Raw genomic sequence first — 26,814 nt, 5'->3', positions numbered from 1 at the left:
TGGGGAGTGTGCGATGTCCGAGAGGTCTCCGGTCCACGAGGTGCTGCCCGCGCAGCGCGAGGTCTGGCTCGCGCAGTGCCTCCAGCCGCTCAGCCCGCGCTTCAACTGCGGGGTGTTCCTGGACGTCGCCACGGCGCTGGACCCCCTGGTGCTGCGCCGTGCGGTGACGCGCGCGCTGACGGAGGCCGAGGCGCTGCGGACGTGTTTCGTGGCGCGGGACGGCGGTGAGGTCGGGCAGGTCGTCGAACCGGCGCCCGCCGACCCGCTGACCGTGGTGGACCTCCGCGGGGCGGACGCGCCGATGGAAGCCGCCCGCGTGTGGATGGACGCCGACCTCGCCCGGCCCGTGGACCTCGCCGCGGGCGGCACGTACCGGCACGCGCTCCTGCGGGTGGGGGAGCAGCGTTCCCTGCTGTACCTCCGCTACCACCACATCACCCTCGACGGCTTCGGCCAGAGCCTCTACACCTCCCGCCTCGCCGAGATCTACACCGCGCTCGCCGCCGGACTCGACACGGGCGAGAGCCCGTTCGGCGGTCTCTCGGCCCTCCTTCAGGAGCAGCGCCGCTACGAGGCGTCCGAGAAGGCCGCCGCCGACCGGGCGTACTGGCTGGAGCGGGCCGCCGGCCTCGCCCAGGACGGGACGCACGGCGCGCCGCCCGCCTCGGACGACGTCGTACGGGAGACCAGGAAGCTCCCGGTCGAACTCGCGGACGCCGTGCGCGAGTACGCCAGGGCGCACCGCACCCGCTGGAGCATGGTGCTGCTCGGTGCCGTCGCGGCCTTCGTGCAGCGGCGGCGCGACAGCGACGGGGTGGTCCTCGACCTGCCGCTGTCCGGGCGACTGACCCGGGCCGCCGCCGCCACCCCCTGCATGACGTCCAACGTGCTGCCGCTGCGGCTCGGTCTCGCGGGGGAAGCGGACCTCGCGGCCGTACTGGACGAGCTGTCCGCGGCGCTGTCCCCGGCCTTCCGCCACCAGCGGTTCCGCGGCGAGGAGCTGGAGCGCGCCGTCGGTGCGAACGGCGCCTCCGGCCGGGTGTCGGTGAACGTCATGCCCTTCGACCACCGGACCGTCTTCGGCGACACCCCCGCGGACCTGCACCAGCTCTCCACCGGGCCGGTGCGCGACCTGGCGATCGATGTCCATGGCAGCCCGCACGAGGGCGACATCCAGATCACCGTCCAGGGCAACGGGCGGGCGTACACGCGTGCGGACGTCGTGCAGTGGCACGACGAACTGGTGCACGTACTCTCGCAGTTGGTCGCACACCCGGAGCGCCCGGTGGGCGAGGCCGACCTCCTGGACGGGGCGACCCGCCGCCGGGTGCTGGAGGAGTGGAACCGTACCGCCGCCAAGCTGCGGGACGGCACGGTCCCCGACTGGTTCGAGGAACAAGCCCTGCGGACCCCCGGGGCGCCCGCCGTGACCGACGGCACCACCGCGCTGACCTACCGGGAGCTGGACGCCGAGGCGAACCGCCTCGCCCGCGTGCTCGTCGCCGAGGGCGTGGGCGCGGAGGACTCCGTGGCGGTGCTGCTGCGCAGCGGCCCCGCGCTCCTGGTCGCCCTGCTCGCCGTCTGGAAGTCCGGCGGAGCGTACGTCCCGCTCGACCCCGAGAACCCGGCCGGCCGCATCGCCCACCTCCTCGACGACGCGGCGCCCGTGCTCACCCTCACCGACCCGGACTCGGCGTCCCGACTCCCCTCGTCCGCACGCCGGTTGACCCTCGGCTCGCCGGACCTGGAGGCGGCCTGCGGCGCCCACCGCGCGGACGCGCTCGAGCCCGGTGAACTGCTCCGCCCGCTGCGGTCCGAGCGCGCCGCGTACCTCATCTACACCTCGGGATCGACCGGCAGGCCCAAGCCTGTGGTGGTCGAGCAGCGCAACCTCGCGGCGTACGTCGACTTCGCGGCCGGCGCCTACCCCGGCCTCGCCGGACGGGCGCTGGTGCAGACGTCCATCGCCTTCGACCTGACCGTGACCGGCGCCCTCGTGCCGCTGACGCTGGGCGGCTGCGTACGGTTCGCCGCGTTCGGCGAGGGCAGTGCGGCCGAGGACGAGCCCGCGCCCGCGTTCGCCAAGGTCACGCCCTCCCACCTCGCCGTGCTCGCCGGTCTGCCGCCCGGCTGGTCGGCGACCGAGCAGGTCGTCGTCGGCGGCGAGCAGCTGACCGGCGGCGCCCTGGCCGAGCTGCGCAGACGCCGCCCCGGCGTGACGGTCGTGAACGAGTACGGCCCGACCGAGGCGACCGTGGGCTGCGCGGTGTACACGGTGCGGCCGAAGGACGAGGTCCCCGAGGGCGCTGTCGCCATCGGTCGCCCCGTCGCCAACGCGCGGCTGTACGTGCTGGACCGGCGGCTGCGCCCGGTGCCGCCGGGTGCGGTGGGCGAGCTGTACATCGGCGGCGCGGGCGTCGCACGCGGCTACGGCGAACGCCCCGGGCTCACCGCCCAGCGCTTCGTCGCCGACCCCTTCGGCTCCGGCGGCCGGTTGTACCGCACCGGTGACCTCGCCCGCTGGAACGCCGACGGCGACCTGGAGTACCTCGGACGCCGCGACGACCAGATCAAGCTGCGCGGCTTCCGCGTCGAGCTCGGCGAGATCGAGGCCGCCCTCAGCCGCCACCCGGCGGTGGCGCAGTCGGCGGCGACGGTCCGCGAGGACGTACCGGGCGACCGGCGGCTGGTGGCCTACCTGGTCCCGGCGTCCGATGAAGTCGTCCCCGGTGCGGACGAGTTGCGCGAGTTCCTGCGCACGTGGCTGCCCGGTCCGCTGGTGCCGGCGGCGTTCGTCGCACTCGACACGATGCCCCTGACGCCGAACGGCAAGGCCGACCGCGCGGCGCTGCCCGTCCCCGCCGCGGAGGTAGTCGCCGATGATCCCCGTGACGCGGACGACCCCCGGGTGGAGATCCTCTGCCACGCGTTCGCCGACACGCTGTCCCTGCCCGCGGTCGGTGTCGACGACGACTTCTTCCACCTCGGCGGGCACTCCCTGCTCGCCACCCGGGTGCTCGCGCGCGTCCGCACCGCGCTCGGCGCCGAACTCTCCCTGCGCGAACTCTTCGACCACTCCACCGTCCGGCGGCTGCTGGAGGTGCTCGACACCGCGCGCCCCGCCCGCCCCGAGGTGCGGGCAGAGCCGAGACCCGAGTGGGTGCCGGTGTCCTTCGCCCAGCAGCGGCTGTGGTTCCTCCACCGCCTGGAGGGGCCGAACGCGACGTACAACTACGCCGTCGTGCTGCGTCTGAACGGCACCCTGGACGTCACCGCCCTGCGCGCCGCGCTCGGCGACGTGGTCGCCCGCCACGAGAGCCTGCGTACCACGATCGTCGAACGCGACGGCGTCCCCTGCCAGCTCATCCGTGCCGAGGCCGCATTCGACCTGCCCGTGCGCGTCACCTCCGCGCAGGCGCTGCCCGCGGAGCTCTCCGCGATCGCGCACCGGGAGTTCTCCCTCTCCGACGAACTTCCCCTGCACTGTGTGCTCCACCGCGTGGGCGGCGAGAACGGTGAACACGGCGCGGACGGCGAGAACAGTGCGCACGGCGGCGAGGGCGCGTGGGCACTGGCCATGGTCGTCCACCACGTCGCGGGCGACGGCTGGTCGACCGGGCCGCTGCTGCGCGACCTGGCCGAGGCGTACACGGCCCGGACACGCGGCGTCGCCCCGGGGTGGGCGGCGCTGCCGCTCCAGTACGCCGACTATGTGCTGTGGCAGCGCAGGCTGCTCGGCTCGCACGAGGACCCGGACGGCGTCGCCCCCCGCCAGCTCGCCTACTGGCGCACACAACTGGAGGGTCTTCCAGAGGAGTTGGAACTCCCGACGTCCTGCTCCCGCCCGGCCACGGTGACCTCCGCTGCGGAACGGGTGCCGTTCGAGGTACCGTCCCGGGTGCGCACCGGGCTGCACGAGCTGGCACGGGAACGCGGCTGCAGCGTGTTTATGGTCGTCCACGCCGCGCTCACCGCCCTGCTGTCCCGCTTCGGCGCCGGTACGGACATCCCCGTCGGCACGCCCGTCGCGGGCCGTACCGACGACGCCCTGCGGGATCTCGTCGGCTTCTTCGTCAACACCCTGGTGCTGCGCGTGGACGCCTCCGGGCGCCCCACGTTCGCGGAGCTGCTCGACCGGGTTCGCGACACCGATCTGGCCGCCTACGCGCACCAGGACATCCCGTTCGACCACCTCGTTGAGGCCGTCAACCCGCCGCGGGCCGCCGGCCGCCACCCGCTGGTGCAGACGGTCCTCTCGTTCGACAACACCGACCGGAGCCTGTGGTCGTCCGCGCTGGACGGCGGCTTCCCGGGGCTCGACGCCACCGCCGCGCAGATCGAGACCGGCCGGGCCAAGTTCGACCTGGCGTTCGCGCTGACCTACGACGCCCCCGACGGCGCGCCGGGCGGGGAGTCCCCCTGGGGCGGCAGCCTGGAGTACAGCACCGACCTCTTCGACGCCCCGACCGCGCAGGCGCTCGCGCACGGACTCGTCCGGATCCTGGAGCAGGTCGTTCAGACCCCCGAACTGCCCGTCCACGCCCTGGAAGTGCTCGGCGCCCCCGGCCGGGAGCTGCTGCTCACCGAGTGGAACGACACCGCCGCGCCCGTCCCGCAGGAGAGCGTGCCCGCGCTGTTCGCCCGCAGCGCCGCGCGCAACCCGGACGCGACCGCGGTGCGCCGCGGCGCCGAGACCCTGACCTTCGCCGAGCTGGACGCCCGCGCCGACCGGCTCGCCCGCGTCCTCGCCGACCGCGGCGTCGGCACCGAGTCGCGGGTGGCCGTGGCGATGCGGCGCGGTGTGGACGTCCCCGTCGCGCTGCTCGCGGTCCTGCGGGCAGGCGGCGCCTACGTACCGGTGCGTCCGGACGACCCGGCGGAGTGGGTACGCGGACTGCTCGCCGACATCGACGCCGTACTGGTCCTGACGGACGCCGAGAACGCGGCCGCGGCCGCGGAGTGGGGCGTCCCGGTGCTCGACACCGCCGCCCCGCTTCCGGACGCGTCCGCCCTCCGCGCGCAGACGCCGGTGCCCGACCAGCTCGCGTACGTCATGTTCACCTCCGGCTCCACCGGCGTCCCCAAGGGCGTCGCCATCAGCCACCGCGACATCGTGGAGCTCGCCGCCGACCCCTGCTGGGCGGACGAGGCGCACCGACGGGTGCTGGCGCACTCCCCGCTGGCGTTCGACGCCTCCACCTACGAGCTGTGGGTGCCGCTGCTCGGCGGCGGCGAAGTCGTCCTGGCACCGCCCGGCCCGCTCGACGTGCCCACGCTGCGGCAGGTCGTCGAACACGGCGCCGTCACGGCCGTGTTCTGCACCACCGCGCTGTTCCGGGTGATCGCCGAGGAGGACCCGCGGAGCCTGGCCGGAGTACGGCAGTTGTGGACCGGCGGCGAGGCCGTACCGCCCGAGGCGGTCGCCCGGGTCCGCGCCGCCTGCCCCGGGCTGACCGTGCTGAATGTCTACGGCCCCACCGAGACCACGACGTTCGCGCTGCGCCGCCCCACCACCGATGCGGACGCACGGCGCACCAACCTGCCGATCGGGCGCCCCCTGGCGAACACCCGTGCCTACGTGCTGGGCGAGCACCTCCAGCCCGCGCCGCCCCGGGTGGCGGGCGAGCTGTACCTCGCCGGAGCCGGCCAGGCACGCGGCTACTGGAACCGCGCGGGTCTGACCGCCGAGCGCTTCGTCGCCGACCCGTTCGGCGCGCCGGGCACCCGCATGTACCGCACCGGCGACCTGGTGCGGTGGAACCCCGAGGGTGACATCGAGTTCCTCGGCCGGGTCGACAACCAGATCAAGCTGCGTGGCTTCCGCATCGAACTCGGCGCGGTCGAGGCCGTGCTCAGCCGCCACCCGGACGTGGCGCAGACGACCGTCGTCGTACGGGAGGACGCGGCCGGTGAGCGGCGCCTGGTCGCCTACGTCGTCCCGGCCGGCGAAGAGCCCGCGCCCGCCGAGGACCTGCTCGCCCATCTGCGCGGCAGCCTGCCCGAGTACGCCGTCCCCTCCGCGGTCCTGACCGTCGACGGTTTCGTGCTCAACGCCAACGGCAAGGTGGACCAGAAGGCCCTGCCCGCCCCCGACTCGGCGGCCCGGCCGCGTTCCCGCCCCGCGCGCACCCCGCGCGAGGAGATCATGTGCGGGACGTTCGCCGAGGTGCTGGGCGTGCCGGAAGTCGGCCTGGAGGACGGCTTCTTCGCACTCGGCGGCCACTCCCTGCTCGCCACGCGCCTGGTGTCGCGGCTGCGCACCGCGCTGGGCAGCGAGGTCGCCATCCGCGACGTCTTCGACCACCCCACGGTCGCCGGGCTCAGCGAGGCCCTCACCTCCCGCGTCGCCGTACGCCCGCCGCTCGTCGCGGCCGTGCCCCGCCCGCCGGTGCTGCCGATGTCGTACGCGCAGCAGCGGATGTGGTTCTCCCACCACCTGGAGGGGCCCAGCGCGACGTACAACATCCCGTACGTGCTGCGGCTGACCGGCCCGCTGGACCTCGGTGCGCTGCGGGCGGCGCTGCGGGACGTCGTCACCCGGCACGAGAGCCTGCGCACGGTGTACGCCGACAACCCCGGCGGGCCCTGCCAGCGGGTGCTCGACCCGGCGCTGCTGCCGGAGACCGAGCCCGAGCGGTGCGCGCCCGCGGAGCTCGACGACCGGCTGCGGGAACTCGCCCGGTACGCTTTCGATCTCGCCGAGGAACTTCCCGTCTGCGTGTCCCTGTTGGAGACGGAACGCGACACCGGCTGGGTCCTGGTGTTCGTCGTGCACCACATCGCCGCCGACGGCTGGTCGCTGGCCCCGCTGACCCGCGATCTCTCCTCCGCGTACGCAGCCCGGTGCGCGGGCGAGGAGCCCGAGTGGAAGCCGCTGCCGGTGGGCTACGCCGACTACGCGCTCTGGCAGCGCGAGGTGCTCGGCGCGGAGGACGACCCGGACAGCTTGCTCAGTCGCCAGTCCGTCTACTGGAAGGGGCAGCTCGCGGGGGTGCCGGAGGTCCTCGATCTGCCCACTGACCGGCCGCGTCCGGCCGTCGCCTCCCACCGCGGGGGTGTCACCACTTTCACCGTCGACGCCGAACTCCACGCCGCTGTCACGGAGCTGGCGCGCAGCAGCGGAACGACGGTGTTCATGGTCGTGCACGCCGTACTGGCCGCGCTGCTGACCCGGCTCGGTGCCGGCACCGACATCCCCCTCGGCACCCCCGTGGCCGGTCGCGACGACGACGCCACCCACGAGCTTGTGGGCTGCTTCGTCAACACGCTGGTCCTGCGCACCGACACCTCGGGCAATCCCACCTTCTCCGGGCTCCTGGACCGGGTGCGTGGCACCGACCTGGACGCCTACAGCCACCAGGACGTGCCCTTCGAGCGAGTCGTCGAACTGGTCAGGCCCGAGCGTTCCCAGGCCCACCAGCCGCTTTTCCAGACGGCACTGACGGTGCGCCAGTCGGTGGAAAACGCGGAGACGTTCGGCGGGCTGGCCCTCGAAAGCTTCGAAGTCGACACCCAGCAGGCCAAGTTCGACCTGCTGCTCAGCCTGGAGGAGCTCGGCGGTACGAGCGGCATGGCGGGGGTGCTCCAGTACGCCACCGACCTCTTCGACGAGGCCACCGCCGTGATGATCGCCGACGCCCTGCGCCGGGTGCTTGCCCAGGTCGCCGCCGCGCCCGGCACCCGGCTGGGAGAGTTGCGACTCCCGCCCTCCCCCGTTCAGCCGAACGCCGGTGGCACCGACGGGAGCGACGGCCCCGTCGCGCCGGTGGAGCCGCTTACCTTCCCCGAGCTGTTCGCCCGGCAGGTCGCCGCCGCTCCCGACGCCCCCGCGGTGAGCGGCGAGGACCGCGAGCTCGGCTACGCCGCACTCGACGCCGCCGCCAACCGCGTGGCCCACCACCTCATCGCCCGCGGCATCGGCACCGAGGACCTGGTGGCAATCGCGCTGCCCCGCTCCGTCGAACTCGTCGTCGCCGTCCTCGCCGTGCACAAGGCCGGCGCCGCCTACCTGCCCCTGGACCCGGACTATCCCGCCGCCCGTATCGCCCACATGCTGCGGGACGCCGCCCCCGCGCTCCTGCTGACCACCGCGGGGCTGACCGAGGGCGCGCACTGGGACGGCGTCCCGGCCGCCCTCTTCGAGGAACTGCCCACCGGGCCGGACAGCGGCACACCCGCCCTCGCGCCCACCGACGCCGACCGGATCAGGCCGCTGCACCCCGACCACCCGGCGTACGTGATCTACACCTCCGGATCGACGGGGCTGCCCAAGGGCGTCACCGTCACCCACCGCGGGCTCGCCGCCCTCGCCCGCACTCACCGGGAGCACCTAGGCGCGGGACCGGGCAGCAGCGTGCTCCAGTTCGCCTCGCTGAGCTTCGACGCCGCCGCGTGGGAGATCTGCATGGCCCTGCTGACCGGTGGACGGCTCGTCGTCGCCCCCGCCGAACGCCTCGTGCCCGGAGATCCGCTCGCGGCGCTGCTCGCCGAACGCGGCGTCACCCACGCCACCCTGCCGCCATCCGCCCTGCCCGTGCTCGCCGACGGCGCGCTGCCCGACGGCATGGTGCTCGTGGTCGCCGGCGAGGCGGTCGGGCCCGACCAGGTCGCCCGCTTCGCCCCCGGCCGCCGCATGGTGAACGCGTACGGCCCGACCGAGACGACGGTCTGCGCGACGATCAGCGCACCGCTGCGCGGCGGCGGGCCCGTACCGCTCGGCCGGCCGGTCACCGACGCCCGCGTCCGGGTGCTGGACGAGTTCCTGCACCCGGTCCCGCCGGGAGTGGCCGGAGAGCTGTACGTCTCCGGGGCCGGTCTCGCCCGCGGCTACCGGGGGCGCGCCGCCCTCACCGCGGCGCGGTTCGTCGCCTGCCCCTTCGGAGAGCCGGGCGAGCGGATGTACCGCACGGGCGACCTGGTCAGATACACCAGGGAGGGCGCGCTGCTGTTCGTGGGCCGCGCCGACGACCAGGTCAAGCTGCGCGGCTTCCGCATCGAGCTCGGCGAGATCGAGTCCGTCGCCGCCGACCACCCCGCCGTGGAGCAGGCCGTCGCCGTGGTCCGCGAGGACCGGCCCGGCGACCGCCGCCTGGTGCTGTACACCGTGACCACCTGCGACGAGGCCGACCTCGCCGTCCACCTCGCCGACCTCCGCGCGCACCTCGGCGAGCGGCTGCCCGCCCACATGTCGCCCGCCGCCGTGGTGCCGCTGCCCGCCGTGCCACTGACGCCGAACGGCAAGGTCGACCGCAAGGCGCTGCCCGCACCCGACTGGGAGTCCGGCACGGGCTCCTCGCGCCGCCCCCGCGACGTCCGTGAGGAGCTGCTCTGCTCCCTGTACGCGGAGGTCCTCGGCCTGGACGAGGTCGGGATCGACGACGGCTTCTTCACCCGCGGCGGCGACAGCATCATGAGCATGCGGCTGGTCTCCCTCGCCCGCCGCGCGGGTGCGTCCCTGTCGGTGCGCGACGTCTTCGAGCACCCGACCGTCGCCCGCCTCGCCTCGGTGGCCGACTGGTCGGGCCGTGACACGGACGAGGCTGCGGACGACGACGGAACCGGCCGCTTCCCGGCGCTGCCGATCGTGTCCTGGCTGCTCGAACGTGGCGGCGACTGGCGGGAGTTCAACCAGTCCCAGGCCGTGCGCACCCCCGCCGGGCTCGACGAGGCGACTCTGCGCACCGCGCTCCAGTCCCTCCTCGACCGGCACGACCTCCTGCGTTCCCGGCTCGTCTCCGTCGAGGCGCTGGACGCGATCCCCGAGCTGGACGTACGACTCGCCGGTGCCGTGCCGGCCGACTCCTGCCTGGACCGCGTCGAGGTGCCCGCCGGCACCGGGGACGCGGAGTGGCCGGAGCTGCTGTCCGAGCACGCCGACCGCGCCCGGCGCCGACTCGACCCGGCCGAGGGCGACATGCTCCGCTGCGTGTGGCTCGACGCGGGGCCGGAGGCCCCCGGCGCTCTGGTCCTCGTCGCCCACCACCTGGTCGTCGACGGGGTGTCATGGCAGGTACTGCTGCCCGACCTCGCCGAGGCCGTACGCGGCAACGCGTACGGCGGGACGCCCCCCGCACCCGTCGGGACGTCCGTACGCCGCTGGTCGCAGGAGATCGCCCGGCAGGCCACGACCGACGAGCGGACCGCCGAGCTCCCATGGTGGGAGGCAGTGCTGACGCCCCCGAGTCCGGTCACCGGCGGGACGCTCGACAGCGCCGTCGACACCTACGGCAGCGCGGGCGTGCACACCGTCACCCTGCCCGAGGACGTCTCGCGGACCCTGCTCGACCGGGTTCCGGTACTGCTCCGGGCCAACGCCGAGGACGTCCTGCTGGCCGGACTCGCCCTCGCACTGGACCGCTGGGCACCGCGCGACGGCGGTGACGGCTGGGTCGTGGACCTGGAGGGTCATGGGCGGCACGAGGAACTGCTGCCCGGCGCCGACCTGTCGCGGACCGTCGGCTGGCTCACCACGCTCCATCCCGTACGCCTCGCGGCCGGGAACCAGCCGTGGCGGGAGTCCGGTCCGGGAGAGGCCGCCGTGGGCGCCGCGCTCAAGCGCGTCAAGGAGCAGCTGCGCGCCACCCCGGGCAACGGCGCGGGCTTCGGCCTGCTCCGTCACCTGAATCCCGAAACCGCTGAAGCCCTGCGCCGACTCGACGCCCCCCAGCTGTCGTTCAACTACCTCGGCAGGTCCGCCGTCCTCCCCGGCGCGGCCACCGACTGGCAGCCGGTCGCCGCCGGTGTGGCCGGACCCGGACCGCACACTCCGCTCAGCCACGTCGTCGCCGTCAACGCCGGTGCCGAGGACGGCGGCGACGGGCCACGCCTGCGCGCCCACTTCAGCTGGGCGCCCCGGCTGATCACGCGGCAGCGCGTGGAGGAACTCGCCGGGCTGTGGGCGCGTGCGCTGGCGGCGATCGCCGCGTACGCCGACGCACCGAACTCCGGCGGGCTCTCCCCGAGCGACCTGGCCGACCCGACCCTCGACCAGGCCGAGATCGAGCGACTCGAGGCGGCCCACCCCGGTCTGGAGGACGTGCTCCCGCTGTCCCCGCTCCAGCGCGGCATGCTCTTCCACCACCTCTACGACGACACCGGCACCGACGTCTACACCGCGCAGCTCGCCTTCGACCTCGACGGCGCCGTGGACCGCGACCGGCTGAACGCCGCCGCGGGCGCCCTGCTGCGGCGCCACCCCAACCTGCGGGCCGGCTTCGTGCAGCGGGACTCGGGGGAGTGGTGCCAGGCGGTGACCCGCACCGTGCGGGTTCCGTGGCGCGACGAGGACGTCTCCGGAGCCGCCGACCCGCAGGCCGCCGCCGAGGAGCTGACGGCCGCCGCCCGCTGGGAGCCGTTCCCGTTGGACGCGCCGCCGCTGGCACGGTTCACCCTGATCCGGCTCGGGCCCGGCAGATTCCGCTTCCTGATGGCCAACCACCACATCCTGTGGGACGGCTGGTCCGCGCCCGTCCTGCTGCGCGAGCTGCTGACCCTCTACCGCGACGGCGCAGACGATCGAGCCCTGCCGCCCGTGCCCCCGTACCGCGACCGGCTCGCCTGGCTCGAGGCCCGCGACCGGGACGCGGCCGAACGAGCCTGGCGGGAGGCCCTCGACGGGCTGCCCGAGCCCACGCTCCTGGCCGCCGACCGGGCCCGCGCCACCACCGTGCCCGAGCAGCGGCACACCACCCTCGACCGGGAGACCACCGCGGCGCTCGGCGCGTACGCCCGCGAGTGGGGCGTCACGGTGAACACCGTGGTGCAGGCGGCCTGGGCTCTGGTGCTGTCCTGGACGACCGGTCGCGGCGACATCGTGTTCGGCGCCACCGTCTCCGGGCGCCCCGCCGACCTGCCGGGCGTGGAGTCGATGGTGGGGCTGTTCATCAACACCGTGCCCGTACGGGTGTCCCTGCGCCCCGCCGAATCCCTCCGCGGACTCGTGGAGCGGATCCAGCGGGAGCAGTCCGCGCTGCTGGAGCACCAGCACGTAGGCCTCGCCGACATTCAACGATGGGCGGGGCAGGGCGAGTTGTTCGATACCGCGCTGGTCTTCGAGAACTACCCCGTCGCACCTGACACCCTCTCCACCGACGGCAGCGGGTTCCGGATCGCCGCCGTGCACGGCCGCGGCGCCACGCACTACTCGCTCGGTCTCGTCGTCGCCCCCGGCGACGAACTCGTGCTGCGCCTGGACTCCCAGCCCGACGTCGTCGACGACGCACAGGCAGAGGCGACGCTGCGCCGGCTGACCACCGTGCTCCGCGGCCTCGCCACCGCCCCCGACCAGGCCTCCGGAACGCTGGACCTGCTGGACCGCGACGAGCGGCACCGCATCATCGAGGAGTGGAACAGCGGCACCGGGCACGACCGGCCCGGCACCGTCCGCGACTGGGTCCACGAGCAGATCCGGCGCACCCCGCAGGCGCTCGCCACCGTCAGCGGCGGCGACACCTTGACGTACGCGCAGCTCGGTGAGCGCGCCGACCGCCTCGCCCGCGTCCTGCGCGACCGCGGGGCCGGACCGGAGTCGTTCGTCGCCGTACTGCTGCCGCGCGGCGTCGACTTCGTGGCCGCGGTGCTCGCCGTGTGGAAGACGGGCGCCGCCTATCTGCCGATCGACCCCGACTATCCGGCCGAGCGCATCGGCTACGTCCTCGACGACGCGAAGCCCGTGCTCGTACTGACCACCACGGACCTTCAGGAGAAGGCGCCGGGCGCCGCACCGTGCCTCGTGGTGGACACCCCGGAGTTCGCCGCAGAGGCCGACCGCCACGCGCCCGAGCCGGTTCAGGTGCCGCAGCCGGACACCGCCGCGGCGTATGTCATCTACACCTCCGGCTCGACGGGACGCCCCAAGGGCGTCGTGCTCGCGCACACCAACGTGGCCGCATACGTGGGCTATTCGTCCCGGGAGTACCCCGACATGCGCGGGGTCGTCCTGGTCGGTTCCTCGGTGGCCTTCGACGCGACGGTCACCGGGCTGTTCACCCCGTTGGTCGTCGGCGGCTGCGTGTGGCTCGGCCGGTGGGACCCGAACGAGCCCGTCCCCGCCGCAGTCAAGGAGGCCGGCGGAATCTCCGCCACCAAGATCACCCCCAGCCATCTGGCCGTGCTGTCGCTGCTGCCCGAGGAGATGTCGCCCTCCGGCACCCTCGTGATCGGCGGCGAGGCTCTCCAGGGCCCGGCACTCGCGCGCTGGCGCGCCCAGCACCCCGGTGTACGGGTCGTCAACGCCTACGGTCCGACCGAAGCGACCGTCAACTGCTCGGAGTTCACCCTCCGGCCGGGTGACCCCACGCCCACGGGGCCCGTACCGATCGGCCGCCCCTACCCGCACGCCCGGCTGTACGTCCTCGACGCCGGCCTGCGCCCCGTACCACCGGGCGTCGCCGGTGAGCTCTACATCGCCGACGCCCTGGTCGCGCGCGGCTACTGGGGCCGCGAGGCCCTGACCGCCGAGCGCTTCGTCGCCGACCCGTTCGGCGCGCCCGGCGGCCGGATGTACCGCTCCGGCGACCTGGTGCGCTGGACCGACGACGGCAACCTGGTGTTCGCGGGCCGCGTCGACGACCAGGTGAAGGTGCGCGGCCACCGGATCGAGCTCGGCGAGATCGAGTCCGTGCTCGCCGAACACCCCTCGGTGCGGCGGGCGGTGGTGATGGCGCGCGAGGACCGCCCCGGCAACCGCCGACTCGTCGCGTACGTCGCCTATACCGGCGCACCGGACCCGGCGGTGGCCGACCACCTGGGCGAGCGGTTGCCGGACTACATGGTCCCCGCCGCCTGGGTCACCCTCGACACGCTGCCGCTCAACAGCAGCGGCAAGGTGGACCGCTCGAAGCTGCCCGCGCCCGAGTACGAGCGCACCGACGCGGGCCGCGCGGCGGACGGCCCGCGCGAGGAGGCACTGTGCGCGCTCCTCGCCGAGGTGCTCGGCGTCGCGGAGGTCGGCGTGGACGACTCGTTCTTCTCGCTCGGCGGCGACAGCATCGTCGCCATCCAGGTCGTCGGCCGCGCGCGGCGCATCGGCGCGGACTTCTCCGTCCGCGACCTCTTCCAGCACCCCACGGTCGCCGAGCTCGCGGAGGTCGCGGAGTGGCCCGACGACGACGGCGGACGGGCCGCAGCCGACGACGGCACCGGTGTCTTCCCGCAGCTGCCTGCCGCTCGCGCCCTCTTGGAGCGCGGCGGCAACTGGGCCGGGTACAGCCACACCCAGGTCCTGCGGGCACCGGCGGGACTGGGGTGGACGGACCTGGTCACCGCCGTCCGGGCCGTACTGGACTGCCACGACGTGCTGCGCGCCCGTACCCGCCGAGATCCCGCGCTGGGCGAGGTCCTGGACGTCGCCCCGGCGGGCTCGGTCGACGTCGGGTCGGTGCTGACCCGCGTCGACGTCGAAGGCCGAGACGCGGAGGCGGTACGGGAGGAGCGCACGGCACGCGCCCTCGCCGCACGCGAGCTGCTCGACCCGGCCGAGGGCCGCATGCTCGCCATGGTCTGGCTCGACGCGGGCCCCTGCGCCCCCGGCGAACTCGTCGTCGTCGCGCACCATATGGTCGTCGACGGCATCTCCTGGCGCGCCCTGCTGCCCGATCTGGCGCAGGCGGTCGATGGCGCCCGCAGAGGCGGTGCCCCCGCCGCGACACTGCCCCCGGTGGGCACGTCGCTGCGCACCTGGTCGCAGGAGCTGGCCCGGCAGGCCACCACCGACCGCAGGACCGGGGAGCTGCCCCGGTGGGAGTCCGTGCTCGCCGCCGGGCGGCCGGTCGCCGACGGAGAGCTGGACCCCGCGCGGGACCTGCACAGCACCATGGGGCTGCTGACCGAGTCCCTGACGCCCGAGATCACCGAGACCGTCCTCGTACGGGCGGCCGAACTGTTCCACGCGGGCGCCGAGGACGTCCTGCTGGCCGCCTTCGCCGCCGCGCTCTCGCACTGGCGGAGCCCGCTGGACGGTACGGGCTGCGTCGTGGACCTGGAGGGCCACGGCCGGCACGACGACTGGCTTCCCGGCGCCGAACTCTCCCGCACCATGGGATGGTTCACGACCCTCTACCCGGTGGCCCTGGAGCCGGGCCGGGTCAGCTGGCCGGACTTCACCTCCGGCGGACCCGTCGTGGGGGACGTCATCAAACGTGTCAAGGAGCAGCTCCGCGAGGTACCCGACCGCGGTGTGGGCTACGGCCTGCTGCGCCACCTCAATCCCGGTACCGCCGAGACCCTGTGCGCTTACCCCGTGCCGCAGGTGGGCTTCAACTACCTGGGCCGGCTGCGCACCGCCGACCCCGGGCACGTCCCCGACTGGCAGCCGCTGCCAGGCACCCTCATCGAAGGAGAACCGGATACCCCGATGAGTCATGTCGTGGAGCTCAACGCGGTCGCCGAGGAGACCGGGGGCAGCCTCCGGCTCCGCATGAACTTCAGCTGGGCGCCCCGGCTGCTGACCCGCGAGGACGTCGCCGCCCTCGCCCGGCTGTGCACCGAAGCCCTCAACGGCGTCGCCGCGCACACCGAAGACCCCGGAGCCGGCGGACTCACGCCCTCCGACCTCTCCCTGGCCGGCCTGAGCCAGCACGAGATCGAACTTCTTGACGCCGACTGGGGAGGCTCCGCATGAGCACGCCGCGCCGCAACATCGAAGACGTCCTTCCGCTCTCCCCGCTCCAGGAGGGCATGCTCTTCCACAGCGTCCACGACGAGGGCCCCGCCGACCTGTACGTACGGCAGCTCGCCGTCGACCTGCACGGCGAGCTCGACCGCGACCGCCTGTACGCGGCGGCCGAGGCACTCCTGCGCCGGCACGCCAACCTGCGCGTGGGTTTCCGCCACGAGGGCCTGGCCAAGCCCGTCCAGGTCGTCGCCCGGTCGGTGACCCTGCCGTGGCGCGACGAGGACGTCCAAGCCGAGAGAGACCCCGAGGCCGCCGCCGGGAAGCTCGTGGAGGCGGACCGGTGGGCGCGGTTCGACCTGCGGCTGCCGCCGCTCGTGCGCTTCACCCTGATCCGCCTCGCCCCGGGCCGCCACCGGTTCTTGATGACCCACCACCACATCCTGTGGGACGGCTGGTCCTCCTCGGTCCTGCTGCGCGAACTCGCCGTCCTGCACCGGCAGTCCGGCGACGACCGCGGCCTCCCCAGGGTCCGCCCGTACAAGGAGTACCTGGGCTGGCTCTCCGGCCGCGACCGCGCGAGCTCGGAGCAGGCCTGGCGCCGCGCCCTGGACGGCGTGACGGGACCCACGCTCGCCGGGCCCGCGGGCGGAAGCCGGGTCGCCGCCGTACCCGAGACGCTCACCGCCACGCTCGACGCCCGGACGACGCGCGGACTCCAGCAGCGCGCACGAGAGCTCGGCGTCACCCTCAACACCCTGGTGCAGGCCGGCTGGGCCGTCGCGCTGGGCGCGCTCACCGGACGGCGGGACGTCGTCTTCGGCGCCACCGTCTCCGGCCGCCCCGCCCAGCTGCCCGGCGTGGAGTCCATGGTGGGCATGTTCATCAACACCGTGCCGGTACGTGCCGTACTGGACCCGGCCGAGCCACTGCGGGAACTGCTGCTGCGGCTCCAGGCCGAGCACGCGGGACTCGCCGACCACCACCACGTCGGCCTTGCCGACATCCAGCGCTGGGCCGGGCACCGCGAACTCTTCGACACCGTCACCGTCTTCGAGAACTACCCGTTCGACGGCGACGACGGAGGCACGTTCGACGATCTCAAGGTCACCGACGTCGAGGCGCAGAGCGCGACGCACTACCCGCTCTACCTCCTCGCCCTCCCCGGCGAGACCCTGACCCTGCACCTGAAGTACCAGCCGCACCTCGTCGACGCCGTCCTCGCCGGGCGGTACGCGCAGGCCCTGCGGAACGTGCTCACCACCGCCGTCGACGACCCCGACCACCCGATCGGCGGCATCCCGCTGCTGTCCGCCGAGGAGCGGCACACCCTCACCGACACCTGGAACCGCACCGGCACCCCGGCCGAACCCCACCACCTCACCGGCCTGTTCACCCGCCAGGCTACCGCCACACCCGACGCCCTCGCGGTCGTCGCCGACGACGGACAGCTGACGTACGCCGAGCTGAACGAGCGCGCGGGCCGCCTCGCCCGGGTGCTCGCCGCATCCGGCGTGGGCCCCGAGACACCGGTCGGCGTGCTGCTCCCGCGCGGTACCGAACTGCTCGTCGCGCTGCTCGCGGTCTGGAAGGCCGGCGGCGCCTGGGTACCGCTGGACCCGGAGCACCTCGCCGAACGCACCCGGCACATCCTCGGCGACAGCGTGCCCGTCCTCACCGTCACCACCGGCGCGCTCGCCGCACGGGTCCCGGGCACAGCCCTGCTCCTGGACGACCCCGGCACCGCCGCCCGACTGCGCGACGCGGACCCCTGCGCCCCCGACGCCGACGTACCGCCGCAGTGCGCCGCCTACGTGATCCACACCTCCGGCTCCACGGGACTGCCCAAGGGCGTGGTCGTGTCGCGCGAGAGCGTCGCCGCGTACGTGGGCTACGCCGCGGGCGCCTACCCGGACATGACCGGAGTGACCTTCGTCGGCTCCTCCGCCGCGTTCGACCTGACCGTCACCGGCCTCATCACCCCGCTCACCGCGGGCGGCACGGTGTGGCTCGGCACCTGGGACGCCGACACCCCGGTCCCCGACGCCGTCACCGCCGCGGGCGGGGTGACGCTGGCGAAGGTGACACCGAGCCACCTGCCCCTGCTCTCCCTCGTGCCGGAGGCGATGCGCCCCTCGGGCACGCTCGTGCTCGGTGGCGAGGCGCTCCAGGGCGCCGCGCTGGAGCGATGGCGCGCCGACCGGCCCGGCGTGACCGTGGTCAACGCCTACGGCCCCACCGAAACCACCGTGAACTGCTGCCACTTCGTGCTGGCACCCGGCGCCCCCGTCCCCGGCGGCCCCGTGCCGGTGGGGCGCGCGTTCCCGCACGCGAGGACATACGTGCTGGACGCCGGACTGCGCCCGGTCCCGCCCGGCGTCCCCGGCGAGCTGTACGTCGCCGGCTCCGGCGTCGCACGCGGCTACCGCGGCCGCCCGGGCCTCACCGCGGAACGCTTCGTCGCCGACCCGTTCGGCGCGCCGGGTACCCGGATGTACCGCACGGGCGACCTCGTGCGCTGGACCCCCGAGGGCGAACTCGTCTTCGTCGGCCGGGCCGACGACCAGGTCAAAATACGTGGCCACCGCATCGAACCCGGTGAGGTCGAGGCCGCGTTGGAGCGCTGCACCGGCGTCGTACGGGCCGTGGTCACCGTCCGCGAGGACCGCCCCGGCGACCAGCGGCTCGTCGCCTACGTGGTGCCGGCCGACGGCGGACGCCCCGCTGCGGACGTGCTCCGCGAGGCGGCGCGGTGGCTCCCCGCGTACATGCTCCCCACCGCCGTCGTCACGCTGGCGGAGATCCCTCTGACCCCGAACGGCAAGGCGGACCGCAGGGCGCTGCCCGCCCCCGAGTGGGACGAGCCCGCCGCGGCCCTGGGCGCGCCCCGCACCCCGCAGGAGGAGATCGTCTGCGGGCTGTACGCCGAGATCCTCGGCCTGCCGTCCGTCGGCGTCGAGGACGGGTTCTTCGCCAGGGGAGGCCACTCCCTGCTGGCGACCCGCCTGGTCTCCCGCGTCCGCGCCACCCTGGGCGTCGAACTCGCGCTGCGGGACGTGTTCGAGCACTCCACCCCCGCCGAGCTGGTCCGGCTCCTCGCCGAGCGGACCGACCGCCCCCGCACTCCGCTGCTACCCGCCGCGCCCCGCCCCGCGCATGTACCGCTGTCCTTCGCGCAGCAGCGGCTCTGGTTCCTGTACGAGCTGGAAGGGCCGAGCCCGACCTACAACATCCCGCTGGCGCTGCGGCTCTCCGGCGAGCTGGACACCGCGGCCCTCAGCGCGGCGCTGGCCGACGTCGCGGTGCGGCACGAGAGCCTGCGCACCGTCATCGCCGCCACCGCCGACGGGCCCGCCCAGATCCTGCTGGAGCACGCCGAACCGCCCGTGGACATACGGGACTGCGGCCGGGAGGAACTGCCGGCCGCCCTCGCGCGTGCCGCCGCGCACCCCTTCGACCTCACCGCCGAGGCGCCCCTGCGCGCCACCGTGCTGCGGCTCGCCCCCGCGGAGTGGGCGCTGGTGCTGGTCGTGCACCATATCGCCACCGACGGCTGGTCGATGGCGCCGCTGGCCCGCGACCTCACCCGCGCCTACACCGCCCGCGTGGGCGGCACCGCGCCGACGTGGGCGCCGCTGCCGGTGCAGTACGCCGACTACACGCTGTGGCAGCGTGCACTGCTCGGCGACGACACACGCGAGGAGCGGGTGGCGGACACGGACGCCGACGACGGTCTGCACCACACCCAACTCGCATACTGGCGATCGCAGTTGTCCGAGCTGCCCGACGAGCTCGACCTGCCCGCCGACCGGCCGCGCCCGGCCGTGGCCTCGCACGAGGGAGCCCGGCTGTCGTTCGCCGTGCCCGCCGAGGTCCACGGAAAGCTGCGCGCGCTGGCCCGCAGCCGGGGCTGCAGCATGTTCATGCTGGTGCATGCCGCCGTGGCCGCGCTGCTGTCGCGGTTCGGCGCCGGGACCGACATCCCGGTCGGCGCCCCGATCGCGGGCCGCACCGACGAGAAGCTCACCGATCTGGTCGGCTTCTTCGTCAACACCCTCGTCCTGCGCACCGATCTGTCCGGCGATCCGACGTTCACCGAACTTCTCGGCCGGGTCCGCGGCACCGACCTCGCCGCCTACCAGCACCAGGACGTGCCGTTCGAGCACCTCGTCGAGGCGCTGAACCCCACCAGATCGCTGTCCCGGCACCCGCTGTTCCAGACGATGGTCACCTACAACAACCCCGGCGACCGTGCCGAGTCGGTGTCACTGCCCGGGCTGGAGGCCGAGGCGCTGGACATCGGCGTGGCGACGGCGCGTTTCGACCTCACCGTCTCACTCGCCGAACGCCCCGCCGCCGAGGGCGGCGAGGCGCATCTGGCCGGTGCGATCGGCTACCGCACCGACCTCTTCGACCGGCAGACCGTCCAGGCCCTGGCCCTCGGGCTCCAACTGCTGCTCCGCCAGGTCGCCGACAGCCCGCACACCCCGCTGTCCGCACTCGAGGTGCTCGACGCGGGCCAGCGGCAGCGGATGCTCGTCGACTGGAACACCCCGGTCGCCGACACCCTCCCCGAGACCCTGCACCCCGCGGTCGAGGCACACGCCGCCGCCACCACCGACGCCGTCGCGGTCACCGACGGCACTCGTGCCCTGACGTACGGCGAACTCAACGCGCACGCCAACCGGTTGGCCCGAGTCCTCATCGACCGGGGCGTCGGCACGGGCGACTTCGTCGCCGTCGCGCTGCCCCGCTCGGCGGAGCTCGTCGTCGCGCTCCTCGCCGTCTGGAAGGCCGGTGGCGCCTACGTACCCCTCGACCCGGACTACCCGGCCGACCGCCTCCGCCGCACCCTCGCCGACGCCGGGCCCGCGCTGACCGTCACCACCGCCGAGCAGGCCGGGACGCTCGCCGCGCGCACGCCGCTCCTGCTGCTGGACGACCCCGCCACCACCGCCGCGCGGGCCGGCGCGGACCCCGCGAACGTCACCGACGCCGACCGCACCCGGCCGCTCACCCCGGCCCACCCCGCGTACATGATCTACACCTCGGGCTCCACCGGCACCCCCAAGGGCGTGGTGGTCGAACACCGCAACGTGGCGCGGTTGTTCCGCTCCACCGACCACTGGTTCGGCTTCGGCCCCGACGACGTGTGGACCCTCTTCCACTCCTACGCCTTCGACTTCTCCGTGTGGGAGCTGTGCGGCGCGCTGCTGCACGGCGGACGGCTCGTGGTCGTCCCGCACGCGCAGCGCACCTCGCCCGCCGACTTCCTCCGGCTGCTCGGCGACGAGGGCGTCACGATCCTCAGCCAGACCCCCTCGGCCTTCCACCAGCTGAGCGCCGCCGAGCGCGAGCACCCCGAGGCGGGCGCACGCCTGGCCCTGCGCCGCGTCGTCTTCGGCGGCGAACCGCTGGACCCCCGCCGCCTCGCGGAGTGGTACGAGCGGCACCCGGCCGACTCCCCGGTCCTGGTGAACATGTACGGCATCACCGAGACGACCGTCCACGTCACCCACCGGCCCCTCGACCCGGGCACCGCCGCCGCGGCCCGCACCGGCGTCATCGGAGAGCGCATCCCCGACCTGCGGGTGTACGTCCTCGACGGGGCCCTGCGGCCCGTACCGCCATCCGTCGCGGGCGAGTTGTACGTCGCCGGCGCCGGTGTGGCCCGCGGCTACTGGCGCCGGCCCGCCCTCACCGCGGCCCGCTTCGTGGCCGACCCCTTCGAGCCGGGCGGCAGCCGCATGTACCGCACCGGCGACGTCGTCCGCTGGACCCGCCACGGCGAGTTGGAGTTCGTCGGGCGCGCCGACGACCAGGTCAAGATCCGCGGCCACCGCGTCGAACTCGGCGAGATCGAGGCCGCGCTGGAGGCCCACCCGGACGTCGCCGCGGCCGCCGCGACCGTGCGCGAGGACCGCACCGACGACCAGCGCCTGGTCGCCTATGTCGTGCCGCACCCCGGCGGCTCGGTGCCGCCGCTGCGGGACTGGCTCGCCGAACGGCTGCCCTCCCACATGGTCCCCGCCACCCAGGTGGAACTCGAAGCCCTGCCGTTGACCCCGAACGGCAAGCTCGATCGGGCGACGCTCCCCGCACCCCGGTACGAGGCGCAGTCCGCCGCCCGCGCCCCCCGGGGCCCGGAGGAGGAGATCCTCTGCGGCCTCTTCGCAGAGGTGCTCGGCCTGGCAGAGGTCGGCGTCGACGACGGATTCTTCGACATCGGCGGCCACTCGCTGCTCGCCACCCGCCTGGTCAGCCGCATCCGCTCCGCGCTCGGCGTCGAGGTGGCCATCAGGGACCTCTTCGACACCCCGACGGTCGCCGCGCTCAGCGCCCGAATCGGCTCCTCGGGCCGCGCCCGCACCGCCCTTCGCCGCGTCGTCCCACGCCCCGAGACCGTACCGGCGTCGTTCGCGCAGCAGCGGCTGTGGTTCATCCACCGGCTGGAGGGCCCGAGCCCCACCTACAACATCCCGCTCGCCATCCGTATGCGGGGCGCACTCGACATCGACGCGCTGCGGGCCGCCTTCGCCGACATCGTCGCCCGGCACGAGAGCCTGCGCACCGTCTTCGCCGACGGCGACGACGGCACCCGGCAGATCGTGCTTCCCGCCGAGCGGGCCGTGCCGGAGCTGGAGGTCCTGCCCACCGACGAGGCGAAGCTGCCCGAGGTCCTCTCCCGCCTCGCCCGGCACACCTTCGACCTCACCGGCGAACTCCCCGTCCGGGGCTGGCTGCTGCGCCTGGACGACGAGGGCACCGACTGGGTACTGGAGGTGATGCTGCACCACATCGCGGGTGACGGCTGGTCGCTCGGCCCGATGGTCCGCGACATGACCGCCGCGTACACCGCACGCCTGGCGGGGCACACCCCGCAGTGGCTCGAACTGCCCCTGCAATACGCCGACTACGCCCTCTGCCAGCGCGAGCACCTCGGCTCCGAGGACGACCCCGACAGCGTCCTGTCCAGCCAGCTGGACTACTGGCGCGAGCGCCTCGCCGAGCTGCCCGACGAGCTCGCCCTGCCCTTCGACAGGCCCCGTCCGCCGGTCTCCTCCCACCAGGGGCGCAGGGTGCCGTTCACCGTCACCGCCGAGCACCACGCCGCACTGGCCGCGCTCGCCCGCGAACACGGCTGCAGCCCCTTCATGGTCGTGCACGCGGCCGTCGCCACGCTGCTCTCCCGGCTGGGAGGCGGCACCGACATCCCGCTCGGCTCGCCCATCGCCGGACGCACCGACGACGCGCTCAGCGAACTGGTCGGCTTCTTCGTCAACAGCCTCGTGCTGCGCACCGACCTCTCCGGCAACCCCACGTTCGCCGAACTGCTCGAACGCGTACGGGAGACCGACCTCGCCGCCTACGCCCACCAGGACGTGCCGTTCGAGCGGCTCGTGGACGTGCTCAACCCCTCGCGGTCGCTGGCACGGCACCCGCTGTTCCAGACGATGATCGCGTTCAACAACACCGACAAGGCCATGGCGAAGGCCGCGCTCGCCGACTTCCCCGGCATGACGGTCACCCCCACCGAGATCGAGACAACCGCCTCCAAGTTCGACCTCGCGTTCTTCTTCGTCGAGGGCGGCGGCGAGGGCGCGACCCCCGGGTTCCAGTGCGTCCTGGAGTACAGCCGCGACGTCTTCGACCAGGAGACGGCGGACCGGATCATCGCCGGGCTGCACCGGGTGCTGGACCAGGTCCTCACCCGTCCCGAACTCCCGGTCGACGACGTGGACCTGCTCGACCCGGCCGAGCGCACCCGGCTCCTCACCGAGTGGAACGACACCGGCCGCACCGCCCCCGAGCTCTCCGTGCCGGAGGCCTTCGCCGCCGTCGCGTCCACCGCGCCCGACGCGGTCGCCGTCACCGCGGGCGACGAGGAGCTCAGCTACGCCCGGCTCGACCAGCTCTCCGACCGCCTCGCCGCGGTGCTCACCGCCCGCGGTGTCACCGCCGAGACACCCGTCGCCGTGGCGATGGAACGCGGAGTCCTCGTCCCCGTCGCCCTGCTCGCCGTCCTCAAGGCCGGCGGCGCCTACGTACCGCTGCGGCCCACCGACCCGGCGGGCCGCGTACGCCACCTCCTGACCGGGACGTCGGCCGCCCTCGCGCTCGTCGACCCCGTACACGCCGCTGCCGCGCGGGAGTGGGGCGTCGAGACGCTCGACCCGCACGCCGTGCTCGACGCCGAACCCACCGGCGCCCCCGCCCCGCTCACCGCCGTCCCCGCCACGGGGCTGGCGTACGTGATGCACACCTCCGGCTCGTCGGGCGTCCCCAAGGGCGTAGCCGTGACCCACCGCGACATCGTCGCCCTCGCCCGCGACCCGCGTTGGCGGGAAGGCCAGGAACGCGTACTCGCCCAGTCGCCCATGGCGTTCGACGCTTCGACGTACGAGCTGTGGGTACCGCTGCTCACCGGCAACCGGATCGTGTTCGCCCCGCCCGGCGACATCGACGTGGCGGTCCTCGCCGAGACCGTCTCCCGCCACGGGGTCACCGGACTGTGGCTGACGGCCGGCCTGTTCCGCGTGGTCGCCGAGGAGGAGCCCACCGCGCTGTCCGGCGCCCGCCGCGTGTGGACCGGCGGCGACGTCGTGTCGCCCACCGCCGTCGCCCGGGTCCGCGCGGCCTGCCCCGACCTGGTCGTCGTCAACGGCTACGGGCCGACCGAGACCACCACGTTCGCCCTCAGCCACCTCATCGCCGACGAGGAGACCGGCGCCGCGGCCGTACCCGTCGGACGGCCGCTGGCCGGGATGGCCGCGTACGTTCTCGACCACCGGCTGCGCCCCGCGCCCACCGGTGTCGCGGGAGAGCTCTACCTCGCCGGCGCAGGCGTCGCCCGCGGCTACCACGAGCGGCCCGCGGCCACCGCCGAACGCTTCGTCGCCAGCCCCTTCGGGCCCGCGGGCGAACGGCTCTACCGCACCGGCGACCTCGTACGGTGGAACCGCGGCGGCGAGATCGAGTTCCTCGGCCGCGCCGACGACCAGATCAAGCTCCGCGGCTTCCGCGTCGAACTCGGCGAGGTCGAGGCCGCGCTGGCCGCGCACCCCGCCGTCGCGCACGCCGCCGCCGTGGTCCGCGAGGACCGGCCCGGCGACCGCCGCCTGGTCTCCTACGTCGTCCCGGCCCGCCAGGTCGAGGTCGACGAGTCCGCGTCCACCGACGTCGTCGGCGCCTGGCACGAGGTGTACGAGGACCTCTACCGGCCCGATCTCGAAACCCCCGCGTTCGGCCAGGACTTCCGCGGCTGGCACTCCAGCTACGACAACGCCCCGCTGCCGCTCGCCGAGATGCGCAGCTGGCGGCGGGCCACCGTCGACCGCATCCGCGAACTACGGCCCCGCCGCGTCCTGGAGATCGGTGTCGGCAGCGGACTGATCCTCGCCGAGCTAGCCCCCGACTGCGAGAGCTACTGGGGCACCGACTTCTCCGCACCGGCCGTCGCCCGCCTCACCGACGAGGTCGCCGCCGTGCCCGGGCTCGCGGACCAGGTCGAACTCCGCGTCCAGGACGCCGCCGACGTCACCGGGTTGCCGCAGGGCCACTTCGACACGATCGTCATCAACTCCGTCGTGCAGTACTTCCCCGGCGCCGACTACCTCACCACCGTCCTCGACCGCGCACTGGACCTGCTCGCACCCGGCGGCGCCGTCCTCGTCGGCGACGTCCGCAACCTCCGGCTCGCCCGCCTCTTCCACAGTGCCGTCCAGCTGGCCCAGGCCGACCCGTCCACCCAACTGCCCGCACTGCGCCCGGCCGTCGACCGCGCCGTCCTCTTCGACAGCGAACTCCAACTGGACCCGGACTACTTCGCCGACTGGGCGCAGAGCGACCCCCGCGTCCAGGCCGTCGACATCCGGGTCAAGCGCGGCGACTACCACAACGAACTAAGCCGCTACCGCTACGACGCCGTCCTGCACACCTCCGCCGCGGCGCCCGCCTCCGCGCTGCGCAGCTTCGACTGGGGCACGGACGTCGACGACGAGGAGACACTCGTCGCCCTGCTGAAGACCGCCGCCGCCGAGGGCACCCGGCTGCGCCTGTGCTCCGTACCCGGTGACCGGCTCGCCCCCGACCTGGCCGTCACCCGCGCCCTGGCCCGCGCCGAGCGGCACACCACCGCCGCCGAACTCCGCACCGCGCCCGACGCGTCCGCACCCGGCGTCGACGTCGAGACGCTCGCCGCGCTGGGCGAGCGGCACCGCCTGGTCACCGCGCTCACCTGGTCCACGACCGGCGAGGACGGCCATGTCGACGTGCTCTACCAACCAGCCGCGCAGGGAGAGCAGTTCCCCGACGGATACGTCCCCGCGACGCTGGTGCCGCGCTCCCGCCGCGCCAACGACCCGATGAGCGTCAGCGACGTGAAGTCCCAGCTCGCGAACCTCGACGCCTACCTCCGTGAACGCCTGCCGGACTACATGGTCCCGGCCACCACCGTCGTCCTCGACGGGCTGCCGCTCACCGACAACGGCAAGGTCGACCGGAGGGCGCTCCCCGCACCTGAGTGGGAGAGCGCCGCCGGGAGCAGCCGCGCCGCGGCCGGCACCCGGGAGGAACTCCTTTGCGGGCTCTTCGCCGAGGTCCTCGGACTCACCGCCGTCGGCGTGGAGGACGGCTTCTTCGAGCTGGGCGGCGACAGCATCCTCTCCATCCAGCTCGTCTCCCGTGCCCGCCGCGCCGGGATCGGACTGTCCGTACGCGACGTCTTCGAGTACGGGACCGCGGCCGCCCTCGCCGAGATCGCGGACTGGTCCGGCCAGGACGCCGCCGGCGAGGCCGAGGACGAGCCGACCGGCGAGTTCACACCCCTGCCGATCGTGTCCTGGCTCGTCGAACGTGGCGGCCCCTGGCGCGAGTTCAACCAGTCCCAGGCGGTGCGCACCCCTGCCGGCCTCACCGAACAGGCCCTGCGCACCGGCGTCCAGCGTGTACTCGACCACCACGACGCCCTGCGCACCCGGCTCACCCTCGCGCCCGAGCTCGTCGCCGAAGTGCGACCCGCCGACAGCGTCGCAGCCGACGAGTGCGTCTCGCGGGTGGACGCCTCCGGCTGCGCGGACGAGGACGCCTGGTTCGCCCTCGCGTCCGCCGAGGCCGTACGGGCCCGCGGGACGCTCGACCCGGAGGCCGGCGCGATGGTGCGCTGGGTGTGGCTCGACGGCGGACCGGGTGCCGCAGGCGTCCTG

General features: G+C 74.3%; 2 protein-coding genes (1 of these 2 running past the window's edge). Both read left to right on the top strand.

Annotated features, from left to right (window positions below):
* Window positions 1-13: 13 nt before the first annotated feature.
* Entirely contained in the window at window positions 14-15,619 is a 15,606-nt protein-coding gene (locus N7925_RS01080) for a non-ribosomal peptide synthetase (protein ID WP_274342718.1), read from the top strand.
* Window positions 15,616-26,814, top strand: the 5' portion of a protein-coding gene (locus tag N7925_RS01075) for a non-ribosomal peptide synthetase (RefSeq protein WP_274342717.1). It continues 1,080 nt past the right edge of the window; the window shows 11,199 of its 12,279 coding nt (coding positions 1-11,199); the start codon lies at window positions 15,616-15,618; the stop codon falls past the right edge of the window. Before N7925_RS01080 ends, N7925_RS01075 begins: the two co-directional genes overlap by 4 nt.

The organism is Streptomyces sp. CA-278952 (genome assembly GCF_028747205.1).
GTDB lineage: Bacteria > Actinomycetota > Actinomycetes > Streptomycetales > Streptomycetaceae > Streptomyces.
This window is presented reverse-complemented; position numbering and strand designations above follow the sequence as displayed.

Coding starts and splice junctions, on each gene's coding strand:
- N7925_RS01080 (WP_274342718.1), top strand. CDS start 14: ATGTCCGAGAGGTCTCCGGTCCACGAGGTGCTGCCCGCGCAGCGCGAG.